Genomic DNA, 10,800 nt, shown 5'->3' with positions numbered 1-10,800 from the left:
CGTGGTACGGGTAGTGGGACTCGAACCCACAAGCCTTGCGGCACTGGAACCTAAATCCAGCATGTTTACCAATTTCATCATACCCGCATATATGAGCAGCAGGAACACCCTGCCGCTATTTTTACGTAAACTTCTTCACTGAGGTAACAGCACCTAAATCTCGCATGTCTACCAATTCCATTACAGGCGCATATTTGACATTTCTTCTCTGCCGAATATAGATCACATTCTACCATTTCCCATGCAAAAAGTCAATTGCACAGCGATGGTGAACGTGGTATCATGGGGGCATAAAAATGCGCGTCTTACCCCAGCAGGGGCAGACGCACGGGAGGGATACCATGAATCGCACGCCAAAGGTGGCCGCCGTCCATGACCTGTCCGGTTTAGGGCGCTGTTCTCTCTCGGTGATCCTGCCGGTCCTCTCCGTCATGGGCGCCCAGTGCTGCCCCCTGCCCACGGCGGTCCTCTCTGCCCATACCGCCTTCCCCGCCCCAGAGGCCGCCGCCTTTCAGGACCTCACCGGCGCCATGGAACAAACCCTGCTCCACTGGGAGGCCCTCCACACCTCCTTTGACGCCATCTACTCCGGCTTCGTCGGCTCCCTGCAACAAATTGCCGTCCTCCGCCGTCTCATCCGCCGGTTCCGCCAGCGGGAGACCCTGGTCCTCATCGACCCCGTCATGGGGGACCACGGCCGGGTCTACCGCACCTATACCCCCGAGATGTGCCAGCAGATGATCCAGCTCACCGCCGAAGCCGACCTCATTACCCCCAACCTCACCGAAGCCGCCCTCCTCCTGGGCGAGCCCTTCGACCAAATCCCCACCAGCCAGGCCGGCATGGAGGAGTGGCTCCGCCGCCTCTCCCTGGACGGCAGGCGCTCCGTGGTGGTCACCGGCGTCAGCTTTACTCCCAAGGCTCTGGGCGCCGGCTGTCTGGACTGCCACAGCGGCAAGATTCGTTTCGCCATGGCACCCCTGGAGCCGGGCCACTTCTTCGGCACCGGCGACCTCTTTGCCTCCGTGCTCCTTGGCAGTCTTCTTCGAGGAGAGACCCTGTCCGACTCCACCGCCCGTGCCGTGGATTTTATCCAGAAATCTGTGTCCCACACCCTGTCCGCCGGCACCCCTGTGCTGGACGGCGTCCAATTCGAGCCCCTCCTCCGGGAGCTGCTGTAACCACATGAAACGCCCGCTGTCCTGATGGACAGCGGGCGTTCTTTCTGTCTATCGGTTACCGGTCCGGACCGCTCTTCCTGTGCTGGACCTCCCAGCACAGCCGGGCCAGGATCTTGTCGGGCACAAAGCGCTGGAAGAAGTGGATCGCCTTCATCCGCACCCCGGGCAGGATGAGGAGCTGGCCCCGGAGGGTGCCGGCCACCGCCAGCCGGGCCACCGACGCGCTGTCCATCCCCGGAATGGAGAAGCGCACATCGGCCACCTGGTCGAACTCCGTGGGCACCGGTCCGGGACAGAGGACACTGATGGTCACCTTGCTTCTGGCCCGGCGCAGCTCCTCGGCCACCGCCTCGGAGAGCCGGAGGACATAGGCCTTGGAGGCGTAATAGGAGGACAGGAGAGGTCCCGGCAGGAAGGCCGCCGAGGAGGCCACGTTCAGGATGTGTCCCCGTCCCCGTGCCTTCATCTTCGGGAGAAACAGCTTGGTGAGGATGTGGAGGGCCACGATATTGACCTCCAGCATGGAAAGTTCGGTGTCCAGGTCGGTCTCGTCAAAAGGCCCAAAGAGCCCACGGCCGGCGTTGTTCACTAGAATGTCGATGTCCTGGTCCTTCACCAGCTCCCACAGGCCCATCACCTGAGCTCGGTCGGTGAGGTCGACGGGGATCACCTCCACCTTCACCGGCAGCTCATCCGCCAGCGCCCGCAGGCGGTCGGCCCGCCGGGCCGTCAGGATGAGGTCGTACCCCCGCTCCGCCAGTACCTTTGCAATCTCCCGCCCGATGCCCGAGCTGGCACCTGTCACCAATGCCTTCATGGAGCCATCTCCCTTTTCGTTTTTCTCTAGTTTACCACGTCCCGCTCCGTTGGCATACCCCTTTTTTCTGTACCCCCAGCAGCTCTCTCAAGGAGATGCCCTGGGCGGACAGAGCGGCCAGATAGATCAGGGCTCCGAAGGCAAGGCAGACCATCCCACTCCCGCTCTTGGAGAACCCCCAGTCCTGGAGGACGCGGAAGAGGAGATTGATGTCCAGGCCCATGAGGAGGGCAGCCAGGCCGGGGGCAGTGAGCCAGCGGAAGAACTCCGGCCGGAGCCCGGCCTCCCGGCACAGAGAGACCAGGTTGAGGCCCACCCCCAGCAGTTCACTGACCAGGGCGGCGGCCACATAGCCCTTGAGCCCCACTCCCGGGATGCCAACCGTGAGGGCGGTGAGCCCCAGTTCCACCGCCCCGGCGATGAGGGCGTTGCGGGCAGCGGCAGCCTGCCGCCCCACCCCGTTTAGGGAGCAGGCCAGGACGGAGCGGTAGCAGGAGAGGGCCACCGACACCGCCAGCGGGGGCAGATAGGCCCCGGCGGCGGTCTCCCGGAAGAGGAGGACGGCCAGGTCGGGACCCAGCACCGACAGCAGGGCCATAGCGGGGAGCATGAGCACTGAGGTGGCCAGCATGGCGCCGCTGACCCGCCGGCGCACCTCCTCCCACCGGCCCAGGGCGGCGGCCTGGGAGAGTCTGGGCATAAGGACCAGCCCTAGGGCGGAGATGAAGGCGGTGGGCAGGCCCAGCATGGGCAGGGACATGCCGAACATGACGCCGAAGGCAGAGACGGCCTGGGAGACCTCCATCCCCCCCGCCACCAGCTTCTGGGGGATGAGGACGGCGCAGGCGGAGCCCATCAGGTTGCCCAGCAGGGCGGTGAGGGCCACCGGCAGGGCCACCTTGGCGATCCGCCGGTCCAGGACCTTCCTTGGCTCCCTTGCTCCGCCGCCCCGCCGCTGCCGGTGCCACAGGGTGGTGAGGGTACAGGCGGAGAACACCTCACAGATCACCATGCCCGCCACGATGAGGCCCACCGTCCGCTCCGGGTTCTGGGGCAGGAAGAGGAGGAGGAGCCCCAGCACGGCGGCGGTGCGCACCACCTGCTCCAGCACCTCGGAGAAGGCGGGGGGCCGCACCAGACCGGCGCCGTAGAAGGCGTGCTTGTGGAGGTTTTCCACACCGGTGAGGAGCACGCAGGGGGGCAGCAGCAGCAGGCCCAATCGGGTCCGGGCATCCCCCAGGATATAGACCGAGATGGGGTCGGAGAGGAGGATGAGGGCCAGGGTGGGCAGGGCCAACAGGCAGACCAGGAGCACCAGACAGCGGCGCAGGACCTGCTCCGCCGCTGTCTCCCGGCCCAGAGCACGGTATTGGGCGGTGAGGTTTGCCACCGCCGCCGTCAGGCCGATGGCGGTCACGGAGAGGAGCACGGAAAAGACCGGCATCACCAGCTGATAGAGCCCCATGACCTCCGCCCCCACCAGCCGGGAGAGGAGGATGCGGTAGACAAAGCCCAAGAGCTGATTCACAAGGCCGGTGGCGGTGAGGAGCAGGGTGCCGTACCGCACCGACGCGGAGTCCCACTTCAAGGGAACACCTCCCTTCCCGGAGAGTATATTCCACAGCCTGTGGAAACTTGCCTGAGCCTTCTCCCATTGTCAAGGGGGCCCGAATGTTGTATAATGGTATTTACTGACCAGACCGCCCGGGCCACCGCCCAGGGCGCAAAACATGGGAAAGGGTGCCATCACATGTCCATCACCTACAAAGAGGAATTCATCACCTTTATGGTGCGCTCCGGCGTGCTCACCTTCGGCGACTTCACCACCAAGTCCGGCCGCAAGACCCCTTACTTCATCAACACCGGCAACTACAAGACCGGCGCCCAGGCCGCCAAGCTGGGCGACTACTACGCCGCCTGCATCCAGCAGAACCTGCCCGACGGCGTCACCTGTCTCTTCGGTCCCGCCTACAAGGGCATCCCCCTGGCCGTCTCCGCCGCCGCCTCCCTCTACCGCAACTACGGCCGGGACCTCCCCTACTGCTTCAACCGCAAGGAGGCCAAGGACCACGGCGAGGGCGGCTCCATGGTGGGCTACAAGCCCCAGGACGGTGACAACGTGGTCATCGTGGAGGACGTGGTCACCGCCGGCACCGCCGTCCGGGAGTCCATCGAGCTCTTCAAGCAGGTGGCCAAGGTGAACATGAAGGCCCTCATCGTCTCCGTGGACCGGATGGAGCGGGGCACCAAGGACTGCTCCACCCTGGACGAGCTGCGCCAGGACCACGGCATCGCCGTCTACCCCATCGTCACCGTGCGGGAGATCATCGCCTTCCTCCACAACCGGGAGATCGGCGGCAAGGTCTACATCGACGACGAGATGAAGGCAAAGATGGAGGCTTATCTGGAGCAGTACGGCCCCAAGGCGTAATCAGGCATCGATATCAGGGCGGCCCTCAGCCCCCGCCGCGGCGGGTCCGGCGGAGGGCCGCTTCTCAACTGTGCGGGAAAGGAGGAATGGCGTCATGGGACTCCACAACGGCCACCGAAAGCGGCTCAAAGAGCAGTTTCTCAACCACAGCGACGGCTTCCATGAACACCAGCTTTTGGAACTGCTGCTGTGCTACGCCATTCCCCAGGGGGATGTGAACGGTCTGGCCCACCGGCTGCTGGACCGGTTCGGCTCTCTGTCCGGGGTGCTGGACGCCCGCCCTGAAGCTCTGACCCAGGTCCCCGGCGTGGGAGAACACACCGCCGTCCTCCTCAAGCTCATCCCTGTGCTCTCCGGGCGCTATCAGGCCGACCGGGCCGGCATGGGCACCATCCTGGACTCCACCCAGGCCGCCGGACAGTACCTGCGGCCCTATTTTTCCCAGGGCGCCCGGTACGAAATGGCGTATCTGGTGTGCCTGGATGGGAAATATAAGGTATTGGGCTGCCACAAGCTGGGCGAGGGCACGGTGAACGCCGCCGAGATCACTCCCAGAAAGATGGTGGAAATTGTGCTGGCCCACAACGCCACCGCTGCCATTCTGGCCCACAATCATCTCTCCGGCCTGGCCCTCCCCTCCAACGCCGACCTCATGACCACCCAACAGCTCCGCGCCATCCTCCGGAGCGTGGACGTAGAGCTGCTGGACCACCTCATCTTTACCGATGACGACATGGTCTCCCTGAAGGACAGCGGATTCTTTTCCGAGTGAGGAAAAGCCTTCCTTTTGCTATTGCAATAGAACAAATGTTTTGCTAGAATGTTGGTGCATCGGGCGCTGTGGGCGCCCAAATCCATGTGAGGAGGTCCTAGACTGTGCCCGATTTCCAGGTAGTCTCTCCCTATCAGCCAGCTGGCGATCAGCCCGAGGCCATCGCCGCCCTGGCCGCCGGCATCGAAAACGGCCTCTCCGAGCAGACCCTGCTGGGCGTCACCGGCTCGGGCAAGACCTTCACCATGGCCAAGGTTATCGAGGCCGTCCAGAAGCCCACCCTGGTGCTGGCCCACAACAAGACCCTGGCCGCCCAGCTGTGCGCCGAGTTCAAGGAGTTTTTCCCCAAAAACGCGGTGGAGTACTTCGTCTCCTACTACGACTACTATCAGCCCGAGGCCTATATCCCTCACACCGACACCTATATCGAAAAGGACTCGGCCACCAACGATGAGATCGACCGGCTGCGGCTCTCGGCCACCGCCTCCCTCATGGAGCGGCGGGACGTGATCGTGGTCTCCTCCGTCTCCTGCATCTACGGCCTGGGCGAGCCCGACGACTACGCCAAGATGATGGTCCCCCTCCGGGTGGGCACCGAGTTTCCCCGGGACGAGCTTCTCAAACGGCTCATCGAGATCCGCTACGAACGCAACGACATCGCCTTCGAGCGCAATATGTTCCGGGTCCGGGGGGACACGGTGGAGGTGTGGCCGGCCTACTACAAGGACACCGCCATCCGGGTGGAGTATTTTGGGGACGAGATCGACCGCATCAGCGAGATCAACGTGGTCACCGGTACCCCCGTCCGCCGGCTAGAGCACATCCCCATCTTCCCCGCCAGCCACTATATCACCCCCAAAGAGAAGATGGACAAGGCCATCAAGGAGATCTACAAGGAGCTGGAGGAGCGGGTGGCCTGGTTCCAGGAGCGGGACATGCTGGTGGAGGCCCAGCGCATCAAGCAGCGGACCATGTACGACATCGAGATGATGCAGGAACTGGGCTACTGCTCCGGCATCGAGAACTACTCCCGGCCCATCGCCGGCCGGCCCGCCGGCTCCGCCCCCATGACCCTCATGGACTACTTCCCAAAAGACTTCCTCATGTTCATCGACGAGTCCCACGTCACCCTCCCCCAGGTCCGGGCCATGTACAACGGCGACCGGGCCCGAAAGACCACTCTGGTGGACTATGGCTTCCGCCTGCCTTCCGCTTTTGATAACCGTCCGTTGAAATTCGATGAATTTGAACAGAGGGTAAATCAAGTTGTCTACGTTTCGGCCACTCCGGGCGAGTATGAAAAGACCCGCTCGGGCCAGATCGTGGAGCAGGTCATCCGCCCCACCGGCCTGCTGGACCCCAAAATCGACGTGCGCCCGGTGGAGGGGCAGATCGACGACCTCATCGGGGAGATCAACCAGCGGGTGGAGCGCAAGGAGCGGGTGCTGGTCACCACCCTCACCAAGAAGATGGCCGAGGACCTGACCGCCTATCTGAAAAACGCCGGCATCAAGGTGCAGTACATGCACCACGACATCGACACCATCGAGCGCCAGGAGATCATCCGGGACCTGCGGTTGGGCACCTACGACGTGCTGGTGGGCATCAACCTGCTGCGTGAGGGTCTGGACCTCCCGGAGGTGAGCCTGGTGGCCATCCTGGATGCCGACAAGGAGGGCTTCCTCCGGTCGGAGACCTCCCTCATCCAGACCATCGGCCGGGCCGCCCGGAACGCCGACGGCCTGGTCATCATGTACGCCGACAAGATGACCCCCTCCATGATGGCCGCCATCGGCGAGACCGAGCGCCGCCGGAAAAAGCAGGACGCCTTCAACAAGGCCCACGGCATTGTCCCCAAGACCATCATCAAGTCGGTGCGGGACGTCATCGAGCTCTCCGCCGGCGAGGAGGAGAGCGAACAGCTCCTGCGCAATAAGACCAAGCTTTCCAAGAAGGAGCAGGACGCCGCCATCGAAAAGCTGGAGAAGGAGATGAAGGAGGCATCGAAGCGTTTGGAGTTCGAGTACGCCGCCGTCCTCCGAGATCGCATCATCGAACTCAGAGGCAAGTAACGGCCTCCTTCAGCTCCTTCGGGGCCCCGCAAAGCGGGGCGGCGCTTGCGCCGCACAAGCGTTTTGCCCTAGGCAAAACCTTGGCGCAGGGCGAATTCACTTCGCCCGAGCATGTGAAATCACTCCCGGGGTCCCCCGCGCGGCACTGCCGTGCGGGGCGAGGAAGGAGGCCAGCAAGCGGCTGGAGTTCGAGTACGCCGCCGTCCTCCGCGACCGTATCATCGAATTGAGGGGCAAGTAATGGGTGGGAGAGAGGTGATCCTATGGGACGGCTCCACAGGCTGCCAAACTATGACTATGGACAAGAAGGCTGCTATTTTATCACTTTCTGCACCAAAAGGAGATCCACCGTGTTGTCTCGGATTGTGGGGCGCGACGACCCCGGCGCGCCGTAGCACCTGGAGCTTCTGCCAGCTGGCCGCATTTTGGAGGGCTATCTCCAAAAAATCCCCACCGCCTATCCCAATATCACCATGCATCATTCTGTGATCATGCCAAACCATGTCCATCTGCTTCTGTCCGTCGATGTCGGTGAACACACCGTCAAAGGCGCGCCGAGGTCGTCGCGCCCCACACAACTGGTTCCGCGCATGATCACCGCCCTCAAGCGCTTCACCAATCAGGACATGAAAACCGACCTCTGGCAGGACGGCTTCCTCGACCACATCATCCGCAACGAGGCCGACTATCTACGGATCTGGGCCTATATCGACCAAAACCCGGCCAAATGGCGGGAGGACTGCTACTATGAGGAGGGTATCCCATGAAGAAGGTAAAAATCACGGTGCTGAAAACCGAATTTTATCCTGAACTGGCCGAGCGCTATCTCACCGAGGGCCGTGAGGCGGGTCCCTGCCCCTTCCAGAAGGTCGGAGATGTGTTCTACTACGAGGGCGGCGCGGAGAAGCCGGAGGGCCTGTGCCCCTGGGCCTGGATCGACCTCTACCGGGCCATCTCCGCCTACTCCTTAGGCGCCAAAAACGACTGGTACAAGCCCGGTGTCAGCATCGAATGCTGCACCGACGGCGTCCGTCCGGTGATCTATGAGCTGGCTCTCCTGGACGAGGACGTCTCCCTGTAAATACCGGAAACCCATCTGGAAAGGATCTGATACCATGTGGATCTGGTTCGCACTGCTCTCCGCGGTCTTTGCCGCCCTGACCTCCATCCTGGCCAAGATCGGCATTGAAGGGGTGGACAGCACCCTGGCCACCGCCATCCGCACCGCGGTGGTTCTGGTCATGGCCTGGGGCATCGTCTTTCTCACCGGAAAGCAGCACGGCATCGCCGACATCGGCCCCCGGAGCTGGCTCTTTCTGGCCCTCTCCGGCCTGGCCACCGGCGCCTCCTGGCTCTTTTACTACCGTGCCCTCCAGCTGGGCGAGGCCAGCAAGGTGGCCCCCATCGACAAGCTCAGCGTGGTGCTCACCATGATCCTGGCCTTCGTCATCCTCCATGAGACTGTGACTGTGAAGGGCATCATCGGCGGCGCCCTCATCGCCGCGGGCACCCTGATCCTCATTTTGTAACACCCAAAGGAGACCGACACACCTATGCTCGACCATATTTACGTCAAGGGCGCCCGCGCCAACAACCTCAAAAACATCGACGTCACCATCCCACGGGACAAGCTGGTGGTGCTCACGGGCCTGTCCGGCAGCGGCAAGTCCTCCCTGGCCTTCGACACCATCTACGCCGAGGGTCAGCGGCGGTACGTGGAGTCCCTCTCCTCCTACGCCCGGATGTTTTTGGGCCAGATGGAAAAGCCCGATGTGGACTACATCGACGGCCTCTCCCCCGCCATCTCCATCGACCAGAAGACCACCTCCAAAAACCCCCGGTCCACCGTGGGCACCGTCACCGAGATCTACGACTACCTCCGCCTCCTGTGGGCCCGGGTGGGCACCCCCCACTGCCCCAAGTGCGGCAAGGAGATCAAGCAGCAGACCATCGACCAGATCATCGACCAGGTGATGGCCCTCCCCGAGGCCACCCGCATCCAGGTCATGGCCCCCGTCATCCGAGGCAAGAAGGGCGAGCACCAAAAGATCTTCGAGGACGCCCGGAAATCCGGCTACGTCCGGGTCCGGGCCGACGGCTCCATCTACGATCTCACCGAGGAGATCAAGCTGGACAAGAACAAGAAGCACAACATCGAGGTGGTGGTGGACCGGCTGGTCATCCGCTCCGACATCGCCCGGCGGCTCACCGACTCGGTGGAGACGGCCTCCAACCTCTCCGGCGGGCTGGTCCTCATCAACATTGTAGGGGAGGACCGGGACATTCTCTTCTCCCAGAACTACGCCTGCGAGGACTGCGGCATCTCCATTGAGGAACTCTCCCCCCGGATGTTCTCCTTCAATAACCCCTTCGGCGCCTGCCCCACCTGCACCGGCCTGGGCTCCCAGCTGAAGGTAGACGTGGACCTCATCATCCCCAACAAGGACCTCTCCATCCTGGACGGCGCCATCACCGCCAGCGGCTGGAACAACGTGAAGGGGGACTCCATCTCCCGGATGTACTTCGAGGCCCTGGCCAAGCAGTACAAGTTCAAGCTCACCACCCCGGTGAAGGACCTGCCCCCCGAGGTGCTGGACGTCATTCTCTACGGCACCAAGGGGGAGAAGCTCAAGCTCACCTATGAGCGGGAGAACGGCCAGGGCACCCTGATGCAGGCCTTCGAGGGCGTGGTCAACAACCTGGAGCGCCGCTACCGGGAGACCCAGTCCGACGCCATGCGCCGGGACCTGGAGGACTGCATGAGTCAGCGTCCCTGCCCCGACTGCGGCGGCAAACGCCTCCGGAAGGAGGCCCTGGCCGTCACCGTGGGCGGCATCAACATCGACGACTTCTGCCGCAAATCGGTGACCGAGGCCCTGGCCTTCATCGATAACCTCACCCTCAGCGAGCAGAAGATGCGCATCGCCGAGCGTATTCTGAAGGAGATCAAAAACCGTCTGGGCTTCCTCCAGTCGGTGGGCCTCCAGTACCTGACCCTGAGCCGGGCCGCCGCCACCCTCTCCGGCGGCGAGAGTCAGCGCATCCGCCTGGCCACCCAGATCGGCTCCTCCCTCATGGGGGTCCTCTATATCCTGGACGAGCCCTCCATCGGCCTCCACCAGCGGGACAACGACATGCTGCTGGACACCATGAAGCACCTGCGGGACCTGGGCAACACCCTGCTGGTGGTGGAGCACGACGAGGATACCATGCGGGCCGCCGACTATATCGTGGACATCGGCCCCGGCGCCGGCGTGCACGGGGGGCAGGTGGTGGCCTGCGGCACCGCCGAGGAGATCATGAACACCCCCGGCTCCATCACCGGCGACTACCTCTCCGGGCGGAAGAAGGTGCCCGTCCCCGACCACCGCCGGGCGGGCAACGGCCACTTCCTCACCATCCGGGGGGCGGCGGAGAACAATCTCCGCAACGTGGACGTATCCATCCCCTTGGGGACCTTCACCTGCGTCACCGGCGTCTCCGGCTCCGGCAAGTCCTCCCTGGTCAACGAGATCCTCTACAAGCGG

The 10,800-nt window shown here is 63.3% G+C and carries 11 protein-coding genes and 1 tRNA gene; 9 read left to right on the top strand and 3 right to left on the bottom strand.

The window, feature by feature from the left end; all coding sequences use genetic code 11:
- Window positions 1-2 precede the first annotated feature (2 nt).
- Window positions 3-87 (bottom strand) — tRNA-Leu (locus tag Q0K15_RS09320).
- Between the two features lie 254 nt (window positions 88-341).
- On the opposite strand from Q0K15_RS09320, the gene Q0K15_RS09315 reads away from it, so the two are divergent.
- Window positions 342-1,181: a pyridoxamine kinase gene (locus tag Q0K15_RS09315; protein ID WP_294515576.1), complete on the top strand. Its 840-nt coding sequence runs from the start codon at window positions 342-344 to the stop codon at window positions 1,179-1,181.
- A gap of 55 nt (window positions 1,182-1,236) precedes the next feature.
- Here Q0K15_RS09315 and Q0K15_RS09310 read toward each other — a convergent pair whose 3' ends face one another.
- Window positions 1,237-1,998, bottom strand: a complete 762-nt coding sequence (locus tag Q0K15_RS09310) for an SDR family oxidoreductase (protein WP_294515575.1) — start codon at window positions 1,996-1,998, stop codon at window positions 1,237-1,239.
- A gap of 31 nt (window positions 1,999-2,029) precedes the next feature.
- Window positions 2,030-3,586: an oligosaccharide flippase family protein gene (locus Q0K15_RS09305; protein WP_294515574.1), complete on the bottom strand. Its 1,557-nt coding sequence runs from the start codon at window positions 3,584-3,586 to the stop codon at window positions 2,030-2,032.
- A 168-nt stretch (window positions 3,587-3,754) separates the two neighbouring features.
- Here Q0K15_RS09305 and pyrE point away from each other — a divergent pair, with 168 nt between their 5' ends.
- The 8 genes from pyrE to uvrA all read left to right on the top strand — a co-directional run.
- Window positions 3,755-4,429 carry an orotate phosphoribosyltransferase gene (pyrE, locus tag Q0K15_RS09300; protein WP_294515577.1) on the top strand — a complete coding sequence of 225 codons (675 nt, stop codon included), beginning with the start codon at window positions 3,755-3,757 and terminating at the stop codon, window positions 4,427-4,429.
- Between the two features lie 94 nt (window positions 4,430-4,523).
- Window positions 4,524-5,201, top strand: coding sequence for a DNA repair protein RadC (gene radC, locus Q0K15_RS09295; protein WP_294515573.1), 678 nt, complete (start codon window positions 4,524-4,526; stop codon window positions 5,199-5,201).
- 104 nt (window positions 5,202-5,305) lie between these two features.
- Window positions 5,306-7,273, top strand: coding sequence for an excinuclease ABC subunit UvrB (gene uvrB, locus Q0K15_RS09290; RefSeq protein WP_294515572.1), 1,968 nt, complete (start codon window positions 5,306-5,308; stop codon window positions 7,271-7,273).
- Window positions 7,245-7,514, top strand: a complete 270-nt coding sequence (locus Q0K15_RS11165; RefSeq protein ID WP_365933770.1) for a UvrB/UvrC motif-containing protein — start codon at window positions 7,245-7,247, stop codon at window positions 7,512-7,514. Before uvrB ends, Q0K15_RS11165 begins: the two co-directional genes overlap by 29 nt.
- Window positions 7,515-7,698: 184 nt before the next feature.
- A complete protein-coding gene (locus tag Q0K15_RS09285) occupies window positions 7,699-8,040 on the top strand; it encodes a transposase (RefSeq protein WP_294515571.1) in 342 nt (113 codons plus the stop codon).
- Window positions 8,037-8,354 carry a TIGR04076 family protein gene (locus tag Q0K15_RS09280; protein WP_294515570.1) on the top strand — a complete coding sequence of 106 codons (318 nt, stop codon included), beginning with the start codon at window positions 8,037-8,039 and terminating at the stop codon, window positions 8,352-8,354. Before Q0K15_RS09285 ends, Q0K15_RS09280 begins: the two co-directional genes overlap by 4 nt.
- Before the next feature lie 34 nt (window positions 8,355-8,388).
- Window positions 8,389-8,802: an EamA family transporter gene (locus tag Q0K15_RS09275; protein ID WP_294515569.1), complete on the top strand. Its 414-nt coding sequence runs from the start codon at window positions 8,389-8,391 to the stop codon at window positions 8,800-8,802.
- Between the two features lie 24 nt (window positions 8,803-8,826).
- On the top strand, window positions 8,827-10,800 hold a 1,974-nt coding region (gene uvrA / locus Q0K15_RS09270), incomplete at its 3' end, for an excinuclease ABC subunit UvrA (RefSeq protein ID WP_294515568.1).

It is taken from the genome of uncultured Intestinimonas sp., from assembly GCF_944387245.1.
Taxonomy (GTDB): domain Bacteria; phylum Bacillota; class Clostridia; order Oscillospirales; family Oscillospiraceae; genus Intestinimonas.
The sequence above is the reverse complement of the archived record's forward strand: the minus strand, read 5'-3'. Positions and strand labels throughout refer to the sequence as shown.

Bases quoted from the DNA above. Each gene is read 5' to 3' on its own strand.
- Q0K15_RS09315 (WP_294515576.1), top strand. From the start codon at position 342: ATGAATCGCACGCCAAAGGTGGCCGCCGTCCATGACCTGTCCGGTTTA.
- Q0K15_RS09275 (WP_294515569.1), top strand. From the start codon at position 8,389: ATGTGGATCTGGTTCGCACTGCTCTCCGCGGTCTTTGCCGCCCTGACC.
- Q0K15_RS09280 (WP_294515570.1), top strand. From the start codon at position 8,037: ATGAAGAAGGTAAAAATCACGGTGCTGAAAACCGAATTTTATCCTGAA.
- radC (WP_294515573.1), top strand. From the start codon at position 4,524: ATGGGACTCCACAACGGCCACCGAAAGCGGCTCAAAGAGCAGTTTCTC.
- Q0K15_RS09310 (WP_294515575.1), bottom strand. From the start codon at position 1,998: ATGAAGGCATTGGTGACAGGTGCCAGCTCGGGCATCGGGCGGGAGATT.